This is a genomic window from Kitasatospora sp. NPDC034023, assembly GCF_055575795.1.
Genome location: NZ_JBVIRY010000013.1, coordinates 145,370 through 169,069, shown reverse-complemented (window position 1 = coordinate 169,069; position 23,700 = coordinate 145,370). Strand labels below are relative to the sequence as shown.

Sequence of the window (23,700 nt, the reverse complement as noted above, 5' to 3'; positions counted from 1 at the left end):
GCCGGTCCGGCCGGGCCGCTCCGACGAGTGAGTCTCATTTTGGAACTCACTATAATCGATACTCATGCGGCACACCGAAGCAGCGGACCCCGACTGCGCGATCTCCCAGGCCCTGACGGTGGTCGGCGACACCTGGACCCTCCTGCTGATCAGGGACATCGCCGGGGGCACCCACCACTTCGACGGCCTGCGCACCGCCCTGGGCATCAGCCGCCGCGTCCTCACCGAACGGCTCAAGGCGCTGGTCGAGGACGGAGTGCTGGAGAAGCGGCTCTACCACCCGCACCCGCCGCGCTACGAGTACCACCTGACCGAGACCGGCCGCGGCCTGCTGCCCGTCCTGGTCGCCCTGCAGGACTGGGGCGGGCGCTACGTCCTGGGCGACGGCTCACTCTCCGCCACCAGCACCCCCGACTCCGCCGAGACCCGCCGCGCACACGCCCTCACCGGCCACCGGCTGCCGCCACTGGAGCTCACCTCCGCCGCCGGCCACCGCACCGACCCGGTCGCGGCCGGCTCCGCGTGGACGGTGCTCTACTGCTACCCCGGCGCGTACCCGCCCGGCGGCCAGGACTACCCGCCCGGCTGGGGCACCATCCCGGGCGCCGCCGGCTGCACCCTGGAGTCCAGCACCTACCGCGACCGGATGGCCGAGTTCGCCGCCCGCGACGCCCACGTCTACGGCGTCAGCACCCAACGCCCGGACCAGCTGGCCGCGTTCGCCGAGCACGCACGCATCCCGTTCCCGCTGCTCTCCGACGCCGACCTGCAGCTGGCCGCCACGCTGCGCCTGCCCACCCTCCGGGCCGCCGGCGTCGACCGGCTCAAGCGGCTCACCCTCGTCCTCGATGCCACCCGCACCGTACGGGGCGTGCTCTACCCGGTCGTCGACCCGGCCGGCTCCGTCGAGGACGCCCTCACCCTCATCGACCGGCTCACGACGGACTGACGGCAAGGTGGTCAGGAGGCCAGCAGGTCCTCCAGACCGCCACCCCAGTCGATCCGGGTGTGCTCCGAGCCGGCCGGGACGAGTTCGGTGGTGGCGGCGACAAACCGGTCGACCTCCGCGGCGGAGGTCGCGAGCAGGGCGACGCCTTCGTTGCCGGCGAGCGCGATGAGCAGCCGGGTGTCGTCGAACGGCGCGACGTGGACGTCGCCCTCGCCCACGGGCGTGTGGATACCGGCCGTCAGCAGGTCGCGTGAGATCGTCCACACCGCGTTGGCCTGGAAGTCGCTGAAGTCGAGGTCTATCGCGTAGGGGTCGTCGGGCCGGTAGGACCAGGCGACGTCCAGGTCCCGGCTGTGTTCGTCGCCGGTCATCAGCCGCATGGCGATCCGGGTGGTGAGACTTTCCATCGAGCGGGTCCCCTTTCTCGGGAGTTCTTCCTAGGGAGTTCGCTGGTGCTCGTTCGGCGGTGCGCGGTCGCTGGTGCTCGTTCGGAGGTGCGCGGTCGTCCGCGGCGTCTGCCGCTGTGAGTCTGCCGTTCCGGTGGGCGGAGAGGCCAACCCGTCCGCATGTCGGTTGCGCCACAGCTACTCTGACGGTGGCTCAGCGGTCCAGCGGTCCCGTCGCCTCCTCGACGTGGCGCTTGAAGTCGCCCAGGTCGTCGATGACCCGGCGGTCGACGAAGCCGAGCGCCTCGGCCAAATGCTCCCAGAGCCCGTGCGGTTCGAGCTCCAGCTGGAGCATGACCCGGGTGGTCCGGTCGTCCACGTGGTGGAAGGTCACCACCCCGGAGTGCCGCACCGGCCCGTCCCCGCCGTCCCAGGCCACCCGCTCGCCCTCGACCACCTCCGTGGTCACGGCCTCGAACTCGCGCCGGCCGCCCGCGGTCCGCACGACCCAGGCGCTGCTGCCGGGACCGTCCCGGTCGACGCTCACCACGCCGCGCATGAACCGCGGGAACTCCTCGCACCGCACCCACTGCTCGTACACCGTGTCGAGCGGGGCCGACACCTCGACCGACTCCTCGATCCTTCCCATCGTTCCTCCTCGTCTCCCGGGCCCCGCCACGCCCGGCGGCGGCCCGTGCTGTCCGCGTGCCCCGATCCCCGTCCTGTATGCACCGACCCTTCACGACATCCCCCGCGGCGCCTTCACGGCACCCCCTGCGGCGGCCGGAGAACGATGGTGTGAGAGAGTCGGCGGCCCGAACACGAGGAGAAGCCGATGCACGGGAACGGGCCCGCGGGCGCGGACGGCCCCGGCGGCGGCCGGGTCCTGGTGGTGGACGACGACGCGGCGATCCGGCGCACCCTGGAACGCGGCCTGCGGCTGAGCGGGTTCACCGTCGCGCTGGCCGAGGACGGCGAGACGGCGCTCGCCCGTCTGCTGCCCGCCACCCCGGACGCCCTGCCGCCGGCCGCGACGGACGTCCTGGTGCTCGACGTCTCGATGCCCGGAATCAGCGGCGCCGAGGTCTGCCGGACCCTGCGCGCCCGGGGCGACGACCTCCCGGTCCTGATGCTCTCGGCGCTGGACGAACCAGCCGACCGGGTGGCAGGCCTTCAAGCCGGGGCGGACGACTACCTGGTGAAGCCGTTCGCCCTGGAGGAGTTGGTGCTGCGGCTGCGCGCCCTGCTGCGCCGCCGCCCGCCGCAGCCCACCGACCGCGTCCTGGCGGGACCGCTGGCGATCGACCCGGCGACCCGACAGGCCCACCTCGACGGCCGTGAACTGCGGCTCACCCGGCGGGAGTTCGAGCTGCTCACGCAACTCGCCAGGAACACCGGCATCGTGCTCTCCCGCGAGCTGCTGCTGGAACGGGTCTGGGGGTACGACTTCGAGGTGCGCAGCGACGCCGTGGACACCTTCGTCAGCTACCTGCGGCGCAAGCTGGAGGCCGACGGCCGGCCCCGGCTGATCCACACCGTCCGGGGCGTGGGCTTCGTGCTGCGGCTGCCCGGCGGGAACGGGTAGCGGCCGCCGTGAGACTCTCCACCCGGATCGCCCTGTGGGCCGCCGCCGTGGTGCCGCTGCTGGTGGTGCTGGCCGGGCTGCTCCTGCTGCCGCTGGTCGGCCGGGACCTGCGGCACCAGCAGGACGCCCGGCTGGCCGACCGGGCGTCCGCCGTCCTGCCGAGCGTGCGCGCGCTGGTGGCAGCCGACACCCGGGGCCGTCCCAAGGTCGAGCAGAACCAACAGCGCAAGGTGCTGGACGCCGCCCTGGACTCGGGCGTGCGGGTCACCGCCGAGGACGGCACGGTGCTGCTGTCGGTCGGGCCGCAGCCCGCTGACGACCAGGCCTTCCCCGCCGCACCGGGCGGGCCGGCCACCGTCCGCGACCACGGCGCGGCCTGGCGGGTGCTCACCGTCCACGTCGCCGGCAGCGGGGCGAACGGCGGCAGCGGCACGCTCTGGGTCACCGAGCCCGGCGGCCTGGCCGGCAGCCAGACGGCGGCGGTACGCCGCCGGGTCCTGCTCGTGGCGGCGGTCGCCGCACCGCTCTCCGCCCTGATCGGCTTCGCCCTCGCCGAGCGCGCCACCGCACCGCTGCGCCGGCTCAGCCGCCGCGCCGCGGAACTCGACCCGGCGGCCCCGCCGTCCCCCGGCACCGAGCGCGGCACGCCCTTCGCGGCGGAGCGCAGCGGCACCGCCGAGGTGGACGAACTCGCCACCGCCCTGGCCCTGTTGCTCTCCCGCTACGACGAGCAGGCGCTGCGCACCGCCCAAGCCCTGGAGACCGCACGCTCGTTCTCGTCCGCCGCCTCGCACGAGCTGCGGACACCGCTGATGAGCCTGCGCACCAACCTGGACGTGCTGGCCGCCCACCAGGACCTCCCGCCCGGCGAACGGGCGGAGATCGTCGCCGAGTTGCGCGACGACCACGCCCGGCTGCTGGACCTGCTCACCGCGCTCGGCACGCTCGCGCGCGGCGACCTCGTCGAGGTCGACTCCTTCGGCCCGGTCGACCTCGCGGAACTCGCCGACGCGGCCGCCGCCGACGCCCGGCGCCGGCACCCCGCGGCCGACATCACCGTCGAACTCCCGCCGGAACTCAGGGTGTTCGGGTGGGAGCCCGGGCTGCGGATCATGCTCGTCAACCTGCTGGTCAACGCCGCCGTGCACGGGCGCGGCGGGACGGCACGGACCGAACCGGCCCGGGTGACGGTCCGGCTCGCCCCGGCCGGTGGGGTCGCGCTGCTCACCGTCGACGACGCCGGGCCCGGTGTCGCGCCGGGCGAACGCGAGGCGGTCTTCCACCGCTTCCACCGCCGACGCGACAGCCCCGGCTCGGGGCTCGGGCTCACCCTCGTCGCCCAGCAGGCCGCGCTGCACCGGGGCACCGTCCGGATCACCGAGCCGCCCGGCGGAACCGGGTGCCGGGTGGAGGTCCGCCTGCCGCTGCCCGACGCCGACGCGCCGACCCTCCGGCTCCCGGCGCGGCGGGACTGGATCGCGGGCGAGGAACGCTGAGCACCGAGCGCCGGCCTCCGGCTCGCGCTCCACAGCTCTCCGTTCCGCGACTCGCCGTTGCGCAGCTCGCCGTTGCGCAGCTCCGCCTTCCACAGCTCCGCGTTCCACAGGGAATCCACAAGAAGCCGTCCTACGCTCCCGGCAACCGGGCCGGACCGGGCCCGCACCCACCGGCCCGGTTCCGACACCGTCCACGGCAGAAAGGGACGCCCATGTCCGCCAACCGCACGTCCGTCCGCCGCAGGGTCGTCAGCCGCCGGGCCGCCGCCCTCGGCGCGCTCGCCCTCGCCGGCTCGCTGCTCGCCACCGTCCCCGCCCAGGCGGACGGTGCGGCCGGCTCGCCCTCCGCCGCCCCGTCCGCCGGGTCCACGCCCACGGGCGACGGCGCGAAGGCCATCTGCAAGCGACTGCCGAAGACCGAGCAGCGTGTCACCAAGGCGCTCACCCGGCTGAACGGCGACGCCACCGTGTCCGGGTCGGTCGCCCGCCTGCAGCAGCGGGCCGGCAACGCCAAGGCCGCCGGCCACACCGAGATCGAGACGCTCCTCAACGACCGCCTCACCGCCCGCAAGAACCTGGTCACCACCCTGCAGACCCGGCAGAACGACCTCAGTTCCGTCGCCACCTGGTGCACCGCCCACAACCAGGGCGCCTCCAAGTGACCCGCCGCCCGCCCGCCGTCCTCCCCGCCCTGCTCCTCGCCGGGGTCGCCCTCCTCACCGCCTGCGGCCCCACCGGGCACCCGGCTCCCGGAGCCGTGGACACCAGCCAGGTCCAGGACATGCAGCACAAGCTCGACGCTGCCGAGAGCGCGGCCGCCCAAGCCGACAGCGACGCGGCAGCCGACGACAACTGACGCGCCACCGCTCGCCGACCTGCTCAGCGAGCGGTGTCCGCTCGCCCGCCGTTGCCGAACCACCGCTCGACGCCAAGCGTCCTGGGCGTGATCGTCCCCCGGCGGGCCGCCGCCTCCTGGGCCCGTCCTCAGCCGGCGGCGGCGGGCTGTTCGGCGTCGCCGAAGCGGGCCAGGGTCAGGGCGCCGACCACGGCGGCCAGGAAGCCGAGGACGGCGACCGGGGTCAGGTCGTGCCGGGTGCGGTCGCCGAGGGCGAGCACCCCGACCAGGGCCGGGCCGAGCGTCTCCCCCAGCACCATCGCGGCCGTCGCGGAGGTCACCGATCCGTGCTGCATCGCCCAGGTCAGCGCGGCGAACCCGCCGATCCCCGCCACCGCGACCGCGTACGCCGAGGGTTCGGCCAGCAGCTGCGGCAGCCGTGGTTCCGGCAGCACCCGCACCGCCACCCCGACCACCCCGAACTGCAGGCCCGCCACCAACCCCAGCAGCGGGGCCCGACGGGTACCGCCGTACCGCACTGCCGCCCAGCCCGCGCCGAGCAGGGCGACCGCGACCAGCAGCACCCCCAGCCGCAGCGCGTCGTCGCCCGTGCCGTGGCCGTCCCGCCCGGCGGTGAGCGCCAGCAGCAACAGCCCCGCGCAGACCGCCACCACCCCGGCCCACTCGCTGCGCCGCAGCCGCACCCGCAGCACGCGGGCCGCCCCGACGGCCGTCACGGCGAGCGCGGAGGCCAGCGCCGCCTCGACCACGTAGAGCGGCAGCCGCTCCAGGGCGACGAGTTCGGCGGCGAAGCCGCACATGTCCATCCCCACGCCCACCAGGAACGGCCACTCGCGCAGCGCCCCGGCCAACGCGGCGGCCTCCCCCGCCGGTGAGCCCGCGCCGGCGGCACGCCGGGCGCCGACCGCCTGCAGCACGGTGGCCGACCCGGTGAGCAGCGCGGCCAGAAGGGCGGACAGCAGGCCGATGAGCATGGCCCGACGGTACGACCCCCGGCCCCCGCGCGATCGCCTGGCACGCCGCCGGCCCCGGCCCGACCTACGGACGACCGCGGCCGGGGCCAGGACGAAGCGCCGCAACCGGCCCGGGCCGGGGGAGGGCAGCCGGGCCGTCCCCGCGCCCGCGGGCTCAGGTGTTGCGGCGGGCGGACTCGTGTTCCTGGGCCAGGCGGCGCAGGGCGAGGAGGGCGGGTTCGAGCAGGACGGTGCGGAGGAGGGCGCTCTCGGCCTGGTCGACGGGGTCGGCGTGCGGATCGAGCTGGTCGAGGTCGAGGACGGCGGTGCGCTCGGCGAGGGCAGCGTAGCCGAGGAGGGCGTCGTGGGAGATCTCCTCACCGAGGGAGCGGAGGGTCTCGAGGGTCTCGCCGAGGACGGCGCGGGAGGGAGCGTGTTCGGAGACCTTCCAGCCGAGTTCGCCGACCAGGGCTTCGACCTCGGCGCCGCCGGGTACGGGGGCCGGTTCGGTGTCGTCGTCGACCGGGCGGGCGCCGAGGACCAGTCCGAGGACCTGGTGGCGTTCTCCGGCGTGGGCGGCGACCGCGCCGAGGACCTCCTTGGTGGCGCTGACGCTGAGGCCCCGGACGCCGATCAGTGCGCGGACCAGGCGCAGGCGGCGCAGGTGGGTCTCGTCGTAGTCGGCCTGGGTGGCGGCGGTGGCGCGGCCGGGCTGCAGCAGTCCCTCGCGCAGGTAGTACTTGATCGTCGCGGTGGGGACCCCGCTGCGGCGGCTCAGTTCGGAGATGCGCACTGCTCCCGCTTTCCTTCTCGCTGGGTCTGGCAATTGGATACCAGCACTGTCTAACATAGATAGTGCCACTACCCAATACGGCGCCATCCCCGCGCCGTCCCCGCGCCGTCCCGGACGCCGTTTCCCCGACGAGGAGTGTCAGCCATGCCCACGCTGCCCTGGATCACCCCGAACCCGGCCACCCCCGGCACCTCGGCGGTCGTCATGGCCTCCCGCTTCGAGGTGCGGTCGCTCGCCGACGTGCCGCGCTTCTTCGTCAAGTCGCTGGCCGTCTGGCGACAGCTGCGCCGCGCGCCCGGCGCCCTCGGCGCCTCCCTGATCGCCCGGCCGCTGCGGCGGACCTTCTACACGCTGTCCGCTTGGGAGAGCCGCGAGGCCCTCAACGCGTTCGCGGCCGCCGAGCCCCACCGCTCGATCATGAGGGGCCTGCGCGACACCACGAAGCAAGCCACCTTCACCTTCTGGCCGACGCCCGTCGAGCAGCTCCCGATCCCCTGGGCCGACGCCCACGCCCGCCTCGATGCCGAGCGCGCCGGAGCCGCGGCCTCGGATGCCACCTGACTGCCGGCGTGACACCGCCCGCCGCCGCACGCGGGTGCGGCGGCGGGCGTCCGGCCGCTCGGCCGCTCGGCTGGCCGGTGGGCCGGTAGGCCGGTAGGCCGGCCGGTCAGTGCCGCAGGTCGGCGAGCAGCAGGTTGGGGTCGGTGCGGGTGAAGTACGCCGCGCTCGGGACATAGACCGTCCCGCCGCGCACGGCCACCGAGGTCGGGTTGGACACGCCGTCGGCGGCGGTGAGGACGGTGTGGTGGCTGCCGTCCGCCGCGACGTACACCGCCTCGCTGGTCCCGTTCAGGGCCGCGATCAGGGCGTCGCCACGCCCGGTGAAGGCGAAGTCGTCGATGCCCGCGAGCCCGCTCGCCCGGACCTCCGCGGGCCGGGCCGCGCCGTCGTCGCCGATGGGGATGCGCAGCAGGTCGCCGGTGTCGGTGTTGCCCACCCAGACGGCACCGCGGTGCACCTTGAGGCCGTTGGCGCCGAACGCGGTCACGGGCTTCAGCAGGGCGTCGTCGGACCAGGTGGTGGCGGGGCCGCCGTCCGCCGGGATCGCGTAGACGACGCCGAGCGCCGAGTCGGCGGTGTAGAGGCGGCCGGCGTGCTCGTCGAGGGCGAGGCCGTTGGGGAAACCGGTCACGGGCAGCGCGGCGATCCGCTCGGGGGTGCCGCCGGGGCAGAGCCGCCAAATGCCCTGTAGGTCGTCGGTGCCGGTGGCGTAGCCGAAGTAGAGGGTGCCGTCGTGGGCGCGGGCGATGCCGGTGACGATCGCGGCGCCGATGAGCGGGGTGGCGGGGTTCGCGGGGGCGGGCAGGGTGGCGAGGACGGTGAGGTGGCCGGCGGTGTCGACCCGGCCGATCTGCCGGGCGAAGGAGAGGGTGAGGTCGGCGGAGCCGTCCGGCTCGAGGGCGATGTTCTCGGGTTGCTGCCCCCGGGCCAGGTCGAAGTGGGCGACGATCCGGGGGTCGGACAGCGGCGGCGCGACGGCAACGGCCGGGGTCGCGGCCAGCAGGGCGAGGGCGGCGCAGGCCGCGGGGACGAGGCCGGCGGCCCTGCCCGTGCGGGGTGTGCGGGACGTTCGGGGCGAGCCGGGCGAGCGGCGGGCTGGCCGGAGCAGGCGGGACATGGTCTCTCCTTGATCACTTGATCGACTTGATCGACGGGGCGGCGACGGTCGCCTGCCCGCCAGCAGAACACCCCTGACCGCGCGTCACCCCCGATCGACCGTCGCGTCCACGGCTACATCCCCCGGTCGGTCGCCCCGCCCGCACGGTCGGGCGCGTCCCGGCGGTCCGCACCGACCCCATTTTGTGACGTGGCCCTGTCTAGTTCGTTCCCGTCCCGGTGTGATGGGATGTGCCGTCACGGGGTGATGACCGCTGGTGGGGGTGGTGTGTGTGATGCGCAACGGACGACTGTCAGGGCTCGACGGGGACGCGGCGTACCTGGTCGCCGTCGGACTGGTCCGACTGGGCGCGCAGGAGTGGCTGGGCACCGCGGGCGTGGCACCGACCTGGGTGGGCGGCCTGCGGGCGGCCTCCTTCGCGGACGCCTGGCTGGCGTTCGGCGACCCGGCGGCGCCCGGGCTACGGGCGCCGGCCACGGCGGTGCTGCGGGCGGTCGCCGAACGAGCGGCGAAGCTGGTCGTCGAGTCCTGCGCGGGGGACGAGCCGACGGCCCTGGAATGGCTGGGGCAGCGGTCGGCGGAGGCCTGCGAGCAGGCGCGGCGGGACGACGTGTCACACCCGGCCGAGCCCTGCGCGCTGACCCTGGTCTGGCACGGCGTCCAGGCCCTGGCCACCGGGGACGAACCGGACGGGCCGGACGAACCCGACGCGCCGTACCACGGCAGGCGCAGCGCGGAACGCATGGACGAGCGGATCGAGGCGTACGTACGGGAGCGGCACCGCCGCCAGGACACCCTCGCGCTGGTACTGGGCTGCACCCGGATCGCCGCGGCCGCGCTGGTGGAGCTGTGCGATGCCGATCCGGAGCGGGTGTGCCGGTGGCTGGAGGAGGACGCGGCACGCGCCATGCCGCGCGGCGGACCCGTACCGCTGTGGGTGCCCGGGCGGCCCTGGCAGCCGGCGGGCTGACGAGGCCGCCCGACTCCTGGGCGCCGACCGGGTCAGGCAGCGCCCAGGAGTCGGGCGGCCTCGGTCATGGCCGGGCCGAGGGCGAGGTCGAGGCGCAGCTCGGCGAGGTCGTCGCCACGGGTGGGGCCCTGGTTGACGATGGCGACGGGCAGCTGCGCACGGGCGGCGCGCCGCACGAAGCGCAGGCCCGACAGGACCGCGAGCGAGGAGCCGAGGACCACCAACGAGCGTGCGGTGTCGACCAGTTCGTAGCAGTGGTCGACCCGGGCGGCGGGCACGTTCTCGCCGAAGAAGACCACGTCCGGCTTGAGCACGCCGCCGCAGTCCGCGCAGGGCGCCACGCGGAATCCCTCCACCAGCTCCTGCGGCAGCTGCGCGTCGCCGTCCGGGCGCAGCGTGGCGCCGGGGCGGCGGAAGCCCCGGTTCAACTCGTCCAGGCGCTGGTCGAGTTCGGCCCGGGAGCTGGTGCGCCGACAGTCGAGGCAGACCACCCGGTCGAGGCCGCCGTGCAGTTCCACGGCCTCGCGGGTGCCGGCCGCGTGGTGGAGGCCGTCGACGTTCTGGGTGATGACCGCCGCGACGTGACCCGAGCGGCGCAGCCGTTCCACCGCGCGGTGGCCGGCGTTGGGCCGGGCCCGGGCGAAGGCGGGCCAGCCGGTGTGGCTGCGGGCCCAGTAGCGGCGCCGAGCGGCCTCGCTGCCGATGAACTCCTGGTAGGTCATCGGGATGCCGGTGCGGCGGCGGCCGGTGGCGCCGCGGTAGTCGGGGATGCCGGACTCGGTGGACAGTCCGGCGCCGCTGAGCACGACCGCACCGCCCCGGTCCAGCAGCCGGACGAGGCCCGTGAGGCCCGTGAGAACCGTCGGACCCGCGAGGACCGTCGAACCCGCCGAGCTCTCCGGCGGTTGCGGTGCGGTGGCTTCCGACGCGTCCATACCGCCGAGGGTAACCCCGCCGCCGGGCAACCTCGCCGGGCGGCTACGCGTCCCCCGTGGCGAACGCGACGATCCGCGCGAGGGACGGCTGCCAGCCGTCGGCGGTGTCCACGAGCAGGCAGGGGACGTCGAGCGCGATCGGCGCCCACGACTCGATCGGCCGCTCCCCCGCCTCGATGCGGCGCAGGAGTGCGGCGTCCGCGTGCACGGCCCGCGAGGGCAGGTCGGCGGCACGGCGCGCGATGCGCCGGCGGGCGAGCTCCGGGTCGACGACGCAGCGCACGACGCGGATGCCGGCCAGGTCGGCGAGCGGCTCCAGGCCCGGTCGCCACAGGCGGTCCTGGAAGGCCGCCTCCGCCACCAGGCTCGTCCCGGCCGCGAGGAGTGCACCGATCGCGCGGAAGAACGCCTCCAGCGTCCTCAGGTCCAGGTCGTTCCCGGGATCAGCGACGTTCCTGGAATCAGCGGCTTTGCCGGGATCGGCGCCGCCTGCGGCCATGCGCTCCTTGAGCTCGTCCCGGCAGACCACCGGCCAGCCGAGCGCGTCCGCCAGGGCGTGCGCCAGTGTGGTCTTGCCCGCCCCGGGCGGGCCGCTGACGACAACCAGTGTCGGACGTCGGGTCGTGCCGCGTGAGGTCATGCCACCGGATTCTGCGCCCGGGCCGCCGCCGTCCGCCACCTCCCCGGTGGGTGACGGACGGCCGACGGTGGGTCGGCCCGGTCGACCTTCTCCCAGCTGTCACCGCCCGACGTCGAGGTGTACTCGGAGGGACCGCCGCGTACGAGGAGGGACCGCCGTGTACGAGGAAGGACCGCCGGCGTACGAGGAGGGACCGCCGGTGTACGAAACCGCGCTGCCGGTGTACAGCCGACCGGCGGCCTCGAAGCACCCCCCGAGCCGGCCCCGCTCTCAGCCCCAGCCGGGCACCGGCGGCAGCGGCCACGCCGGCGGGGTCGGCAGCGGGCCGCCGGCGGGGGTCTCCGGGGCCGGGCCGCGGCCGGCGAGCCAGGCGAGCAGGACATGCCCGGGGCCGCTGACGGCGGGGCCGGTGGCGGCGAGGGTCCAGGTGCGGCCGAGGTCGGTGGCCTCCAGCCGGGCGACGGGGAAGTCCCGCGCGGCCAGGGTGGCGGCGGTCGTGTCGAGCGCCCAGGTGACGTAGCCGGTGGGCCAATCGGCGCTGGTGCGGCCGAGGTTGAGGTCGACGTGGTGGGTCTCGAGTTCGCGCCGGGCCCGGTGGAGGGTGAACCAGGCGGGGTGGCGCCACCCCGCGAGGGCCGGCACCAGCGCGGGCCAGCGCTCGACCGGCATCGCCGCCGCCTCGTCGAACAGCCCGTCCAGACTGCGCCGCAGGTCCGTGACGAGGTCGGCCGCACCGCGCTCGGCCCCTTCGCGCAGCGCGCGGTCCAGCGCGGCCGCGTCGGCCCGCGGGCCGGGCTCGGTGCCGGTGCGGGCGAGCGTCAGCAGCCAGCGGTACACGTCGGCGCTGCGCGCGAGGTGGGTGATGACGTGGGCGCGGCTCCAGCCGGGCAGCGCGGACGGTTCACGGGCCTGCCGGTCGGTCAGGCCACCCAGGCCGGCCGCGAGGCGCTCGGCGGAGTCGCGGACATCGGCGAGCAGGACGGCCGGTCTGGCGCCGGCGGGGTCGGCGGTGTGGGTCACGGGCACGTACTCTACGGCCGACCGAGCCCACCCCCCTGGGCGTGGGCTCGGAACCATGCGCGGATTCTCGTCGGCGGCGGCGTGGCCGAACCACTCCCCTCCTGTTGACGGAAAGTCAGCGCGTTCCCGGCGGCCGGACAACGGTCGCGGGGAAGGGTGTACCGGTACGACATCGGGCGGTTATGCTCGCGCAGTATCACCTGCCCGATCGCTGCTGACCCAGGGGGGATCAACGCGCGCGCGGCCCCTTTACCCGTTCCTGCTCGCACGCGGTTCCGCGCAGCACGACGGGGATTTCGCGCCGGCGCCGAGCCACGCCACCGGACGCCACCGGATCCGGAATTCCGGGCGCCCCCTCCATTTCTCCGAATACGGGACAGCGATAACGGCAATGGCCCGATCGATCCGATCGGTGCCCGGCCACCAGTCGCGACAGATTCGACGAAGTGAGGACGAACGTGATGAAGAATCGGACCGTTTCCGCATTACGGCGCCTCGCGGCGGTGTGCGCCGCGGCGACGCTCCTGTCGGTCGGCTTCGCGGGTTCCGCTCCCGCCGCCGACCTCACCACCCCGGTCTGCCAGGCCACCACCGTCGACGTCCCGCTGGGCTCGGGCACCGGCCGGCTGTGGGGCGAGCTGTGCCGTCCGGCCGGGTCCTCGCCGAGCACCGTGGTGACGATGGTGCACGGCGCGACCTACAACCACAACTACTGGGACTTCCCGTACGAGCCGGACACCTACTCGTTCAGCCGGATGCTGAACCGGGCCGGGTACGCCACCTTCGTCGTCGACCGGCTCGGCACCGGCAACAGCACCGTCCCGCCGAGCTCCCAGCTGACCCTGGCCGTCGAGGCCGGACACATCCACAAGGTCGTACAGGACCTGCGGGCCGGCCGAATAGGGGGCACCGGCTTCCACAAGGTGGTGCTGGCCGGCTACTCCCTCGGTTCCGCGGTGTCGGAGATCGAGGCGTCGACGTACCACGACGTCGACGCGCTGCTGGTCACCGCCCTGGGCCACTACAACAACCCGGCGGGCACGCAGGCGATCATCGCGAACGGGCAGGACCCGAACACCGACCCGGTGACCGGGGGCCGGTACCCGTACGACGCCGGCTACGCCACCACCAGGCCGGGCAGCCGGGCGACCGTCTTCTACGCCGACCAGCCGATGGACCCGGGCGTGCTCCTCATGGACGAACTCACCAAGGACGTCGACGTCTTCATGGAGGCGAGCGACCCGCTCATCACCGATCCCTCGGTCAGCAAGGCGATCAATGTCCCGGTCATGTTCGCCCTCGGCGACCACGACCCGCTGATGTGCGGTGCCGGCTACGAGGACTGCACGTCGGCGGCGGCCCTGCGCGCCCAGGAGGCGCCGTTCTGGAGCTCCGCGCCCAGCTTCGACGTCCTCCTGCTCCCGAACGCCGGGCACGGCCTGAACCTGGCGCCGAACACCGGGGTCCTCCGGACGGCGGCCGCGGCCTGGCTGAACCGGGTGGTCGGACACTGCTGACGGCACACGAGTGCCCGATGGCCCCGTGAGGGTGCCATCGGGCACGACGTGACGTCACCCGCTCAAGTGGCCGGCCCGCCTCCGCCCGGCTCGTCTCCGCCCGGCTCCACCCCGTCCGGCGTGACCCCGTCCGGGCCCGGCGACCGGTCCTTGAACAGGAACACGGCGTTGGCCGGGCAGACCCGCGCCGCTTCGCGTACGGAGTCGGCCAGTTCGGGTCCGGGCTCGGGAAGCAGCACCTCGGCGACCTCCGCGACGTCGCTCATCCGGAAGACCGCGGGAGCGGCGTCCACGCAGTGGCCGTACCCGGCGCAGCGGGTCAGGTCCACCTCGACGCGCGCCACCCGGGCCTTCCCGCCCCGCTCCTGCCGCAGCGGCATCAGAGCAGGACGCCCATGTTGCCGGGCATGGTCTCGGCGTCGAGGACGACGCGGTGCTCGACGAAGCGCAGCCCGCCGGCCGTCCGCGTGAGGATGTCGTCGTAGCGGCCGCAGACGTGGAAGCGGGACGGTTCGACGCGGTCGGCGATGTACAGGACGACGTACGCCTCGGCCTTGATCCGGCCGTCCTCGGTCTCCCGGGCGCGCACGTTGGTGACGGTGTGCAGGGTCCGGGTCGGGTTGTGGCGCAGATAGCCGTTCATGTAGGCGGCGCGCTCCTTCAGTGCGCCGAGGCCCCGGTCGGTGTACCACCACATGCCGGTCGTCGAGACGTTGTTGTGCGTGCCGACCGCGTACAGACCGGTGTCGAGGAACAGGTCGACCCAGGCGTTGGGGCGCTTGTCGTCCATCGTCAGGGCGTAGGACACGTAATGGTCCTCGACCTCGTTGCGCAGGCCGGGAGAGGTCATGACCACTGTGGACATGGCGGTGTCGCGCCTTCCTTCCGTCGTCGGGCCGCTCACGACTCGTCCTGGAGGTACTGCTGGTAGACCCGGAAGAACTCGCGCTGCGAGTACTCGTCCCGGACGTCGGCGTCCTCGCCGCCCCGGCCGGGCTCGGTCCCGCGGGTGAAGAGGTTGTACCGGCCGCCCTCGCCGCGCACGCCGATCTGGCAGCGGGCGGCGGCCTCGGTGTCGTCGCAGCTGATCTTGCCCCACGAGCCCTGGGTGTCGGCGAGGTTCTCCAGCACCTCCCGCCGCGCGGCCTCGTCGTCCTCGACATCCGAGTAGACGGTGATGTCGACCCGGGCCCGATCGACGCCGAGCGGGGTGACCGTCTGGATGTACCCCGCCTTCATGCCGCGCGGGGTGTCCTTGGGGCCGGGCTGGATGTCGAGGTTGGGGAAGAGCGCGAGCACTTCCTGCCGGATCTCCGGTGGTTCGCCGCCCCCGAAGCCCTCGAAGCCGTCCGGCGGGCCGGGCGGTCCCTGGGCGAGCATGCTGTTCCAGCCGACCGGCATGGTGCCGTCCGAGAAGTCCACCCCGCTGAAGCGCTGGAGGGCGCGGGCGTACTTCGGCGGGTCGAGCGGAGGGAAGGCCCACTGGAGGACCGAATGCCCGGGCGCCGCGCCCCAGTTCCAGCCCCGTGCGGCGGTGCCGACCAGCAGGTCGCGGATGCTGCGGTGGGTGAACTCGGCGTGGTAGTCGTCCCGGAAGTTCTCGTGCCAGAACTTCCAGTTGCCCTCGTAGATCCAGCTGTTGCGGCCGATCGGCTCGATGCCCTGCACGTACGGCGCGAGGTGGTCGGTCATCTCGCCGAGGAAGTCGGTGAGCGACGGCACCGTCGGCCGGATCGCGACGAAGACCAGGTCGTGGAAGGTGTCGCAGTGCACCGGCTTCAGGCCGAGGGCGCCGCGGTCGAAGTCCGGTCCGTAGCCCTCCTCGTAGGGCACGCCGGTGAGCTCACCCTTCAGGTTGAACGCCCAGGCGTGGTACATGCACTTGAGGACCTGGCCCTGGTTGCCGCACCGCTCTCCGGTCAGGATCGCGCCGCGGTGGGTGCAGGCATTGTGGAACGCGCGGATCTCACCGTCGTTGCCCCGCACCACGAGCACCGGCTGGTTGGCGATGGAAACCGTGAAGTAATCACCCGGCTTCTTCAGATCGCGGGTCAGGCAGGCGTAGTGCCAGGTCCGGGTGAATATCCTTTCCTGTTCCAGTGCGAAGATCTTCTCGCTGGTGTAGATTTCCCGGTCCACCACCCCGGTGGCGAGATCGGTGCCGAAATCCGGGCTCAACTTCATGGGGCAACCTCCCTAGGGGCACGCGAACGCCGCCCTGCCCGCTCAAGATTCGCGACGATTGTGACAACCGAGCGAGTTCATCGTCAACGATCAGCGCGGCGCCGGTGCCCTTGTCCGACTGGGGAGAATTCCCAGTCGGACAAACCCCCGGAACCTTTCCCGGCGTCATTGACAGGCGGCGGATTCCCGATGACCCTCGGACGGGGCATCGACCCGCGCAGGAAAACGCCGACCAGCCGCCTCCGGCCGTTCGAGGACGCCGCACACGGGGGCGCTGATGCTCCCGGCGCCGCCCCCACCCACCCCACCTCCGGAGTTCGTGATGACTCTCCTACGGCTGGACACCAGCATCCTCGGCCCCCGATCCAGCACCGCCGTGCTCGCCGACCTCGTGGAGCGGGAGTGGCGCGCCGCGACCCCGGACGCGCCGGTGGTGGTCCGGCGCCACCTCGGCGAGGCCCCGTTGCCGCCGACCGCCTGGGCCGCCGCGGTGGCGACCCGGTTCACTCCCCCGGAGCGGCACACGTCCGAGCAGCGGGACGCCCTGGCACTGGCCTCGTCGCTGGCCGACGAACTGGTCGCCGCCGACGCCGTGATCGTCGCGGCGCCGCTCTACAACTTCGGTGTCTCCCAGCACCTGAAGGCCTGGGTGGACCTCGTCCTCACCGATCCGCGGATGGCCCCGGGCGGGGAGAGACCGCTGGCGGGCAAGCCGGCGGTGCTGGTGACCGCCCGGGGCGGCGCCTACGGGCCGGGGACGCCGCGGGACGGCTGGGACCACGCCATCGGCTGGATGCGTCGCATGTTCGACGATGTGTGGAAGCTTCAACTCACCGTGGTGGAACGGGAGTTGACTCTCGTTGGGATCGATCCGGCACTGGACCGGTTCACCGAGCTGGCCGCGCGCACCCGGATCGCCGCAGAGGAACAGGCCCGCGCGGCGGGCCGGGACCTCGCCCGGCGCGAGAGCGCCGTCCTCGGCTGAGCCGCAACTCCCGCCCACCGCCCGACAAGGAGGACACCGTGCCCGCACGCACCGGGAAGCAGTACCTGGACAACCTGACGTCGCTCCAGCCCGAGATCTACCTCAACGGCCGCCGCATCACCCACGTCACCGAGGAGCCGGTCTTCGCCGGCCCGCTGCGGACCATCGCGGAGCAGTACGACCTCCAACTGGACCCGCGGTACGTCGACATCTGCACCTACGCGGACCCCACGACGGGTGAACGGCTGTCGCGCTCGTTCCAGCCGTGCCGGAGCAAGGAGGACCTGGTCGCCAAACGGCGGCACTTCAAGCTCCGCGCCGACCACACCTTCGGGATGATGGGCCGGTCGCCGGACTTCATGAACGCGTTCGTCCTGGGCTGGAACACCAACGCCCCGGTGTTCGGCGACCTGGACGAGCGCTTCGGCCGGAACGCCCGCCGGTACTACGAGCACGTACGGGACAACGACCTCTTCCTGACGCACGTCCTGATCAACCCGGCGATCGACCGGTCGAAGACCTCGTCCCAGCAGGAGGACCCGTTCCTGCACCTGGGGAAGGTGCGCGAGACCGACGAGGGCATCGTCGTCCGTGGCGCGAAGATGCTCAGCACCATGGCGCCGTTCGCGGAGGAGCTCGTGGTCGTCCCCTTCGGGGGCATCGCCCCGGGCGACGACGACTACGCGGTGGTGTTCGCGATCCCCACCGACACACCCGGGTTGAAGTTCATCTGCCGCGAGCCGGTGGCACCGGCCGGCCGGACGGAGTTCGACCACCCGCTCAGCAGCCGGTTCGAGGAGATGGACTGCATCGCCGTCTTCGACGACGTGCTGGTCCCGTGGGACCGGGTCGTCGTCGACGGCCGGCCCGGCAGCCGCGACCTGGTCAACCGGGTGCTCGGCAACGACCCGAGCGTCCTGGTGGTCAACGGCGCTCGGAGCCTGGCCTCGATGGAACTGCTGTGCGGCATCGCGACGAAGGTCGCCGACGCGACCGGGATCGACGAGTTCCTGCACGTCCAGGAGAAGCTCGGCGACCTCATCTCCCGGCTCGACACCCTGCGGACCCTGTTCTACGGCGCCGAGGCCCTGGCCGCCCCGCTGCCGGACGGCACCTGGGTGCCGTACCTGCCGGGGATGATGGCGTTCCTCATGCAGACCGCGCCGACGCACCGCCGGATGGTCGAGGTCATCCAGATCCTGGCGGCGGGCAACTTCTTCTACGCGCCGTCCGGCGGGGACTTCGCCAACGAGGAACTGCGCCCGCTCATCGACCGGTTCGTGCGGGGTCGCCCGGGCGTCTCGGCCGAGGAGCGGGTCCGACTGTTCAAGCTCGCCTGGGATGTGGCCGGCGACGGGTTCGGCCAGCGGCTCATGCAGTACGTGAACTACTACAGCGGCGACCCGGTGCGGCTGACCGCCGGGCTCTACCTGGGCTCGGACAAGACGGAGATCCACCGCACGGTCGAGCGGGCGCTGGCCGGCTCGGACCGGAGCCTGGACATCCCGCTCTCGCCGGAGGTGCTGCACATGGCGCCCCCTCCCGCGCCGACCAAGCCGCTCACCGGGATGTACCCGGCGAAGAGCCAGCCGTCGTCGTAGCGGCCGTGGCGGTGTGCGAGCGGGGAATCTCCCCACTCGCACACCGGGACCACCGGGGCCACCCGGGAGCACGGGGATCACCGGCAACCCGGAGGGGCGATGCCAGGGATGCTGCAGCCAACGTAATTTGACCGAACGTCAGGAATGCCAGACGCCAGAGATGCCAAGGCTGCTAGGATGCTAGCAATCTCACCCCCGGTCGCCGGTGGTCGGCGCCCGGCGGCACCTCGCATCCCCGGCACGGCCGGGAGGACGGAAGGACGGCGATGGCGGGTACGGGCCGGTTGATCATGAGGGGCGTCGTCGGCGGACTCGCCATCGGCTTCGGTGGCCGGAAGCTGTTCGGCTGGTTCGGCGGATCGGGCCACGAGCAGACGGCGGAGAACTTCGAGAAGTTCGGGTACCGCAACGGCCGGGCGATGGCCACGCTGGCCGGTGTCACCGAACTGGCCGCGGGCGTGGGCCTGGTGACCGGGACGGCCACCCCTCTGGCGGCGGCCGCCCTCATCGGGGAGATGGTCAACGCCGCGGCCGTGCACCGGCGGGAGGGCCTGTGGGCCGAGAACGGCGGCTACGAGTACCCGGTGGTCCTGATCACGGCCGCGGCCTGCCTGGCCTGGGACGGCCCGGGGCCGCTCTCCGTCGACCGTGCGCTCGGCCGCGAGCGGACCGGTGCCGTCTGGGGGCTCGGCGCCCTCACGCTCGGCGTTGCCGCCGGGACGACCGTGTGGCGCGTGTTCCGCGACGAGACGTACTGATTCCCCGCAACAGACCGATGCCAAGCTGAACACCGATCCCACGCTCCTCGGCTCCCGCGACGATGCCGAGGAGCGTGCGTCATTCCATCGGGTGAACTCGGCAGTACGGGACGAGCCCCGCAGCACGCGCCCGGGCGCGACGGATCCGCCCGGGCGCAACGGCGCGGGCACCGAGCATGACCTACCGTGATCGGAGATCCACGGACCGAGAGCGAGTACGTCATGCCTGCCCAGCGAACCGTCGCGCCCGAGTCGACCGCCTTGCGAGTGGCCCTGTGGCGGGCCATGCACGTCCAGGTCGACGCGCCCCCGCACGTCCTCGACGACGAGATCGGCCTGGAACTCGTCGCGCCGGGTGAGAACTGGCGCCGCCGGCCCGACATGGGCAGGAACGCCACCGGCGGGTTCCGCGCGGGCGTCGTCGCCAGGGCGCGGTTCGTGGAGGACCTGGTCGCCGAGCGGTTCGCCGCCGGCGTCCGGCAGTACGTGATCCTCGGCGCCGGCCTGGACACCTTCGCCCAGCGGCGCCCGGAACTCGCCGCCGAGATGCGGGTGTTCGAGATCGACCAGGACGGCCCGCAGGCGTGGAAGCGGCAGCGGCTGAACGAGCTCGGCTACGGGGTGCCCGACTGGCTGCGCCTGGTCCCGGTCGACTTCGAGGCGGACGAGGACTGGTGGCAGCGCCTGGTCGAGGCCGGCTTCGACCCGGACCGGCCGGCAGTGCTGGCCAGCACCGGGGTCAGCATGTACCTCACCAAGGACGCGGTCGCGGACACCCTGACCAAGGCGGCGAAGACGGCCCCGGGCTCCGCCTTCGCGATGACCTTCCTGCTGCCGCCCGAGACCGTCGCCGCCGCGGGCGAGCAGCCGCACTATCCGATCCGGTTCCGCAGCTTCTTCACCGCCGAGGAGATGCTCCGGCTGGCGCGCGAGTGCGGGCTCCACGAGGTGCGGCACGTCTCGACGGCGGACCTGACCGAGCGCTACTTCGCCGGGCGCCCGGACGGGCTCCGGCCGGACGTCGGCGAGTCCTTCCTGCTCGGGTCCGTCGTCTGACGCGGGTCCGTCGTCTGACGCGGGTCTGGCGTCTGACCCACGTCTGGCGTCCGACCCGGGACCGGCGGCCGGGGGGCGACGAAGTCCCGGCTGCGGATCAGCGCGGTGGCCAGCACGCCACCCACCAGCGCCAGCAGGCCGGCGACGAGCAGCACGGCGTCGAGGGAGTCGGCGAATCCGGCCCGGATCGCGTCGGCCAGCGCGTCGCGGGCCTCCGCCGGCGCGAGCGCCACCGCCCGGTCGGTGACTCCCCGGTGCACCGCACCGGCGATCTGCTCGACCTGGCCGCTCAGCGCCGGGATGTCGGCCAGCCGGTGCCGGAGCGTCGCGTGCAGCGAGGCCGCGAAGATCGTGCCGTAGCAGGCGACCCCGACCGCGATGCCGATCTGCCGGAAGGTCTGGTTGGCGCCCGAGGCCATCCCGGACCGGTGCGGCGGCACGACACCCACCGCCGTCGAGGCGAGCGGTGGATTGACCAGGCCGGCGCCGAGGCCGGAGACGACGAGCCCGGCGATGAGGTGGGTCCACTCCGACCCGGCGGTCAGGCCCCGCATCAGCAGCAGGCCGGCGCCCACCAGGCCGAGGCCCGGGCCGATCAGCCACCGCACCGGCACCCGACTGGTCAGCCGGCCCGCGGCGAAGGCGGCGACGAAGGTGAAGGCGGAGCCGGTCAGCAGTCGGACGCCGGTGACCAGCGGGCTGCCGCCGAGGCCGTTCTGGAGATAGAGGACGAGGTAGACGAAGACCGCGTACAGCGAGGCGTTCATGGCGAAGGCCGCCACCGAGCCGCCGACGAAGGTCGGGATGCGCAGCAGCGACGGGTCGAACATCGGCTCCGGCACCCGCCGTTCGACCAGCGCGAACGCCACCAGGCAGAGCGCCGCCAGGCCGAGCCAGAGGGGCACGCCGCGCTGCCCCCAGCCGGCTTCGCTCGCCGTGATCAGCCCGTACACCAGGCCGAACAGCCCGGTGGTCAGGGTCACCACGCCCGGCCAGTCGATCCGGCGGTCCCCCGTGGTGCGGGACTCGTCCACCCGGCGCACCGTGATGACCAGCGCGGCGATGCCGACCGGCACGTTCACCAGGAAGATCCCGCGCCAGCCGACGCCACCGGTGAGCACGCCGCCGAGGACCGGGCCCAGACCGGTCGCGACGCCCGCGACCGCGCCCCAGACACCGAACGCCACGCCACGCTGCCTGCCCTGGAAGGAACCGGCGAGCAGGGCGAGCGAGGTGGCCGACAGGATCGCGCCGCCGCTCCCCTGCACCGCGCGGAACAGGACCAGCGTCGACGCGTTCGGCGCGAGGCCGCAGAGCAGCGAGCCGCCGGTGAAGACCACCAGGCCGACGACGAACACCCGCCGCCTTCCGTACCTGTCGGCGAGGAAACCGGCGGTGAGCAGCAGCGCGGCCAGTGTGAGGGCGTAGGCATCCGTCATCCACTGCAGGCCGGCGAAGCTCGCGCCGAGCGCGTGCTGGATGTCCGGCAGGGCGACGACGACCACGTTGACGTCGATCAGCAGCATGAACATCGACGCGCACACCACCAGTAGCGTCCACCATCGGCGTTCCATCGGGCGGGGCCTCCTCGATTCGCAGTAGCTTCGCCGCGCCCTACGCAGCGGTTTACGCAGTGGCTAGCGCCCGGCCGCTCCGGCGATGTCCAGGATCAGCCGCCTGCCGTGCAGTTCACCGGCCTCCATGCGCCGGTGGGCCTCGGCGGCGGCGGGCAGGGGCAGGGTCTCCGTCCTCCGGGCCCTCAGCCGCCCGGTGGGGAGCAGGCGGTTGAGGGCGTCGGCGGCGTCGGCCAGTTCGGCCGTCGTGGCACGGGAGATGACGAAGCCCCGGATCGAGCCGTCCTTCATGTAGAGCGCCCCCGCCGGGAGGACGGGGTGCGTGCGCGCGCCGGCGAGCAGCACGATCCGGCCCCGGGGTGCGAGGAGTTCGACCGCGGTGCCGAGGTCGTTCCGGCCCGAGGTGTCCAGGTGCACGTCGATCCCTTGCGGGCAGAGCGAGTTCAGGTGCTCGGTCAGGCGGGGATCGGCGTAGTCGAGCGCCTCGGCTGCACCGATGCCGTGGCAGTACGCCAGGTCGCGGCGGGCGGCGGTGGCGATCACCCGGGCGCCCGCCTCGGCGGCCAGCACGACGAGCGCGCTGCCGACGTTGCCGGCGGCACCGGCGACGAGGACGGTCTCCCCCGGCCGGAGGGCGCCGTGCCGGAACAGCGCGAGCCAGGCGGTGGCCCCGGGGTGCACCACGGCGAGGGCCGTGGTCGGCGCCACTCCCTCCGGCAGGTGGTAGAGCCGGTCCGCCGCCACAACCGCCCGTTCCGCCGCGGCCCCCGGCCGGCCGTCGTGGCCCAGGCTGTTGCACCACACCCGGTCGCCCGGGGCGAAGCCGGACACGTCGGCGCCCGTCTCGGCGACCACGCCGACCACGTCCCGGCCGATCACGAACGGGAAGCTCAGCGCGGTCCGGTACTGCCCGGACCGCACGAAGGTGTCCACCGGGTTGACCGTCGAGGCGAGGACGTTGACCAGCACCTCGTTCGATCGGGGCCGTGGGGCCGGGAGTTCGCCGTGCCGAATCTCTTCGGGTGACCCGAGTCGGTCTACATAGGCAGCCAGCACCCTGCCGATTCTGGCACCGGTGGACCGCGCGCGGGAACGTGCGGAGAAACGACCTGAGGCTTCGTCAACTCACACAAGACGTGCCGACTTGACGCACCCGCGACCTCTTCTTTGACTGCCGGCGCCACCCGCACGAGATTCGATCCATGACCTCAACCGATTTCCAGCTCACGCCCTTGTTCGATGTCCGGGCGCGGATCCGGATCGCCGCGTCGCCGGCCGAGGTGTACGCGGTGGTCAGCGATCTGCCGCGGAGCGCCGAGTGGAGCCCGGAGTGCACGGGCGGTACGTGGGTGGCCGGCCGCCCGGGGACGGTGGGCGCCGTCTTCCGCGGCGAGAACCTGCGCGCCCCGGACGTCGTCGCGTGGGCGCCCGTCGTCCGCGGCGTGTGGCGCACCGAGTCGCAGGTGGTCGCCGCCGAGCCCGGGCGGCTCTTCCGCTGGGCCATGCGGGACAGCGCCGGGAACCCGCAGGACAGCGTCTGGTCGTACGAGATCGCGCCGGACGGCGACGGCTGCGTCCTGGTGCACGGCCTGCGCATGGGCACCGCGACCGAGGGGATCCGGGGGATCACCGCGGAGATGGACGAGGCCACCAGGAGGAGGTTCCTCGCCGACTGGACCGAGAAGCTGGCCGGGGACCTCCAGGCCACGCTGGGCCGCGTCAGGGCGATCGTCGAGAAGGCGTGACCGGGAGGAAGGGCGGAAC

The 23,700-nt window shown here is 73.6% G+C and carries 26 protein-coding genes; 13 read left to right on the top strand and 13 right to left on the bottom strand.

The features are described from left to right. Positions 1 to 64: 64 nt before the first annotated feature. A complete protein-coding gene (locus ACZ52R_RS19375) occupies positions 65 to 949 on the top strand; it encodes a winged helix-turn-helix transcriptional regulator (protein ID WP_465753792.1) in 885 nt (294 codons plus the stop codon). Positions 950 to 960: 11 nt separating this feature from the next. Here the strand turns inward: ACZ52R_RS19375 and ACZ52R_RS19370 are convergent, their stop codons facing one another. Both ACZ52R_RS19370 and ACZ52R_RS19365 read right to left on the bottom strand, forming a co-directional pair. Beyond that, the gene (locus ACZ52R_RS19370) at positions 961 to 1,356 is read right to left on the bottom strand and encodes an SsgA family sporulation/cell division regulator (protein WP_465623455.1); all 396 of its coding nucleotides are present in this window, start codon (positions 1,354 to 1,356) and stop codon (positions 961 to 963) included. A 193-nt stretch (positions 1,357 to 1,549) separates the two neighbouring features. After that, complete coding sequence (locus ACZ52R_RS19365; protein ID WP_465623456.1) at positions 1,550 to 1,984, bottom strand: SRPBCC family protein; 435 nt, start codon at positions 1,982 to 1,984, stop codon at positions 1,550 to 1,552. Positions 1,985 to 2,170: 186 nt separating this feature from the next. Between ACZ52R_RS19365 and ACZ52R_RS19360 the strand changes: the two genes are divergently transcribed. From ACZ52R_RS19360 to ACZ52R_RS19345, 4 genes are all read left to right on the top strand, one after another. After that, the gene (locus ACZ52R_RS19360) at positions 2,171 to 2,920 is read left to right on the top strand and encodes a response regulator transcription factor (RefSeq protein WP_465623457.1); all 750 of its coding nucleotides are present in this window, start codon (positions 2,171 to 2,173) and stop codon (positions 2,918 to 2,920) included. 8 nt (positions 2,921 to 2,928) lie between these two features. Continuing rightward, complete coding sequence (locus ACZ52R_RS19355) at positions 2,929 to 4,416, top strand: sensor histidine kinase (protein ID WP_465663975.1); 1,488 nt, start codon at positions 2,929 to 2,931, stop codon at positions 4,414 to 4,416. A gap of 212 nt (positions 4,417 to 4,628) precedes the next feature. Continuing rightward, on the top strand, positions 4,629 to 5,078 hold the full coding sequence (locus tag ACZ52R_RS19350) for a hypothetical protein (protein WP_465623460.1): 450 nt from the start codon (positions 4,629 to 4,631) through the stop codon (positions 5,076 to 5,078). After that, positions 5,075 to 5,272 carry a hypothetical protein gene (locus ACZ52R_RS19345; protein WP_465663974.1) on the top strand — a complete coding sequence of 66 codons (198 nt, stop codon included), beginning with the start codon at positions 5,075 to 5,077 and terminating at the stop codon, positions 5,270 to 5,272. Before ACZ52R_RS19350 ends, ACZ52R_RS19345 begins: the two co-directional genes overlap by 4 nt. Positions 5,273 to 5,400: 128 nt before the next feature. Here the strand turns inward: ACZ52R_RS19345 and ACZ52R_RS19340 are convergent, their stop codons facing one another. Further along, complete coding sequence (locus tag ACZ52R_RS19340; RefSeq protein WP_465663973.1) at positions 5,401 to 6,246, bottom strand: hypothetical protein; 846 nt, start codon at positions 6,244 to 6,246, stop codon at positions 5,401 to 5,403. A gap of 154 nt (positions 6,247 to 6,400) precedes the next feature. Further along, positions 6,401 to 7,018 carry a MerR family transcriptional regulator gene (locus ACZ52R_RS19335; protein WP_465753791.1) on the bottom strand — a complete coding sequence of 206 codons (618 nt, stop codon included), beginning with the start codon at positions 7,016 to 7,018 and terminating at the stop codon, positions 6,401 to 6,403. Between the two features lie 144 nt (positions 7,019 to 7,162). On the opposite strand from ACZ52R_RS19335, the gene ACZ52R_RS19330 reads away from it, so the two are divergent. Continuing rightward, a complete protein-coding gene (locus ACZ52R_RS19330) occupies positions 7,163 to 7,579 on the top strand; it encodes a DUF3291 domain-containing protein (RefSeq protein WP_465753790.1) in 417 nt (138 codons plus the stop codon). A gap of 106 nt (positions 7,580 to 7,685) precedes the next feature. Here ACZ52R_RS19330 and ACZ52R_RS19325 read toward each other — a convergent pair whose 3' ends face one another. Next, positions 7,686 to 8,696 carry an NHL repeat-containing protein gene (locus tag ACZ52R_RS19325; protein WP_465753789.1) on the bottom strand — a complete coding sequence of 337 codons (1,011 nt, stop codon included), beginning with the start codon at positions 8,694 to 8,696 and terminating at the stop codon, positions 7,686 to 7,688. A gap of 274 nt (positions 8,697 to 8,970) precedes the next feature. On the opposite strand from ACZ52R_RS19325, the gene ACZ52R_RS19320 reads away from it, so the two are divergent. Continuing rightward, the gene (locus ACZ52R_RS19320) at positions 8,971 to 9,666 is read left to right on the top strand and encodes a hypothetical protein (RefSeq protein ID WP_465753788.1); all 696 of its coding nucleotides are present in this window, start codon (positions 8,971 to 8,973) and stop codon (positions 9,664 to 9,666) included. Positions 9,667 to 9,698: 32 nt separating this feature from the next. Here the strand turns inward: ACZ52R_RS19320 and ACZ52R_RS19315 are convergent, their stop codons facing one another. The 3 genes from ACZ52R_RS19315 to ACZ52R_RS19305 all read right to left on the bottom strand — a co-directional run bounded on the left by ACZ52R_RS19315 (position 9,699) and on the right by ACZ52R_RS19305 (position 12,261). Next, positions 9,699 to 10,601, bottom strand: a complete 903-nt coding sequence (locus tag ACZ52R_RS19315) for an NAD-dependent protein deacetylase (protein ID WP_465753787.1) — start codon at positions 10,599 to 10,601, stop codon at positions 9,699 to 9,701. A gap of 43 nt (positions 10,602 to 10,644) precedes the next feature. Continuing rightward, positions 10,645 to 11,241, bottom strand: a complete 597-nt coding sequence (locus ACZ52R_RS19310; RefSeq protein ID WP_465663967.1) for a P-loop nucleotide/nucleoside kinase family protein — start codon at positions 11,239 to 11,241, stop codon at positions 10,645 to 10,647. A 270-nt stretch (positions 11,242 to 11,511) separates the two neighbouring features. Continuing rightward, positions 11,512 to 12,261, bottom strand: a complete 750-nt coding sequence (locus ACZ52R_RS19305; RefSeq protein WP_465753786.1) for a maleylpyruvate isomerase family mycothiol-dependent enzyme — start codon at positions 12,259 to 12,261, stop codon at positions 11,512 to 11,514. 461 nt (positions 12,262 to 12,722) lie between these two features. Between ACZ52R_RS19305 and ACZ52R_RS19300 the strand changes: the two genes are divergently transcribed. Then, positions 12,723 to 13,778, top strand: coding sequence for an alpha/beta hydrolase (locus ACZ52R_RS19300; protein ID WP_465753785.1), 1,056 nt, complete (start codon positions 12,723 to 12,725; stop codon positions 13,776 to 13,778). Between the two features lie 62 nt (positions 13,779 to 13,840). Here ACZ52R_RS19300 and ACZ52R_RS19295 read toward each other — a convergent pair whose 3' ends face one another. Genes ACZ52R_RS19295 through ACZ52R_RS19285 form a run of 3 tightly spaced genes read right to left on the bottom strand, consistent with a single transcriptional unit; the run spans position 13,841 to position 15,962 of the window. After that, a complete protein-coding gene (locus ACZ52R_RS19295; protein WP_465623478.1) occupies positions 13,841 to 14,158 on the bottom strand; it encodes a ferredoxin in 318 nt (105 codons plus the stop codon). After that, the gene (locus tag ACZ52R_RS19290) at positions 14,158 to 14,643 is read right to left on the bottom strand and encodes an aromatic-ring-hydroxylating dioxygenase subunit beta (RefSeq protein ID WP_465623479.1); all 486 of its coding nucleotides are present in this window, start codon (positions 14,641 to 14,643) and stop codon (positions 14,158 to 14,160) included. Before ACZ52R_RS19290 ends, ACZ52R_RS19295 begins: the two co-directional genes overlap by 1 nt. A gap of 35 nt (positions 14,644 to 14,678) precedes the next feature. After that, positions 14,679 to 15,962 carry an aromatic ring-hydroxylating oxygenase subunit alpha gene (locus ACZ52R_RS19285; protein ID WP_465623481.1) on the bottom strand — a complete coding sequence of 428 codons (1,284 nt, stop codon included), beginning with the start codon at positions 15,960 to 15,962 and terminating at the stop codon, positions 14,679 to 14,681. A 322-nt stretch (positions 15,963 to 16,284) separates the two neighbouring features. Here ACZ52R_RS19285 and ACZ52R_RS19280 point away from each other — a divergent pair, with 322 nt between their 5' ends. From ACZ52R_RS19280 to ACZ52R_RS19265, 4 genes are all read left to right on the top strand, one after another. Next, entirely contained in the window at positions 16,285 to 16,947 is a 663-nt protein-coding gene (locus tag ACZ52R_RS19280) for an FMN-dependent NADH-azoreductase (protein WP_465753784.1), read from the top strand. A gap of 38 nt (positions 16,948 to 16,985) precedes the next feature. After that, positions 16,986 to 18,548, top strand: a complete 1,563-nt coding sequence (locus ACZ52R_RS19275; protein ID WP_465623484.1) for a 4-hydroxyphenylacetate 3-hydroxylase family protein — start codon at positions 16,986 to 16,988, stop codon at positions 18,546 to 18,548. Between the two features lie 266 nt (positions 18,549 to 18,814). Next, positions 18,815 to 19,306 (top strand): DoxX family protein, encoded by a 492-nt coding sequence (locus ACZ52R_RS19270; RefSeq protein ID WP_465623486.1) that lies wholly within the window; start codon positions 18,815 to 18,817, stop codon positions 19,304 to 19,306. Positions 19,307 to 19,528: 222 nt separating this feature from the next. After that, complete coding sequence (locus ACZ52R_RS19265) at positions 19,529 to 20,362, top strand: class I SAM-dependent methyltransferase (protein ID WP_465623487.1); 834 nt, start codon at positions 19,529 to 19,531, stop codon at positions 20,360 to 20,362. Here ACZ52R_RS19265 and ACZ52R_RS19260 read toward each other — a convergent pair. Together ACZ52R_RS19260 and ACZ52R_RS19255 are read right to left on the bottom strand one after the other, a co-directional pair. Then, the gene (locus ACZ52R_RS19260) at positions 20,290 to 21,936 is read right to left on the bottom strand and encodes an MFS transporter (protein ID WP_465753783.1); all 1,647 of its coding nucleotides are present in this window, start codon (positions 21,934 to 21,936) and stop codon (positions 20,290 to 20,292) included. The genes ACZ52R_RS19265 and ACZ52R_RS19260 overlap by 73 nt on opposite strands. 63 nt (positions 21,937 to 21,999) lie before the next feature. Next, positions 22,000 to 22,992, bottom strand: coding sequence for an NADPH:quinone reductase (locus ACZ52R_RS19255; RefSeq protein ID WP_465623491.1), 993 nt, complete (start codon positions 22,990 to 22,992; stop codon positions 22,000 to 22,002). A gap of 146 nt (positions 22,993 to 23,138) precedes the next feature. On the opposite strand from ACZ52R_RS19255, the gene ACZ52R_RS19250 reads away from it, so the two are divergent. Then, on the top strand, positions 23,139 to 23,681 hold the full coding sequence (locus ACZ52R_RS19250) for an SRPBCC family protein (protein WP_465623493.1): 543 nt from the start codon (positions 23,139 to 23,141) through the stop codon (positions 23,679 to 23,681). Positions 23,682 to 23,700 lie beyond the last annotated feature (19 nt).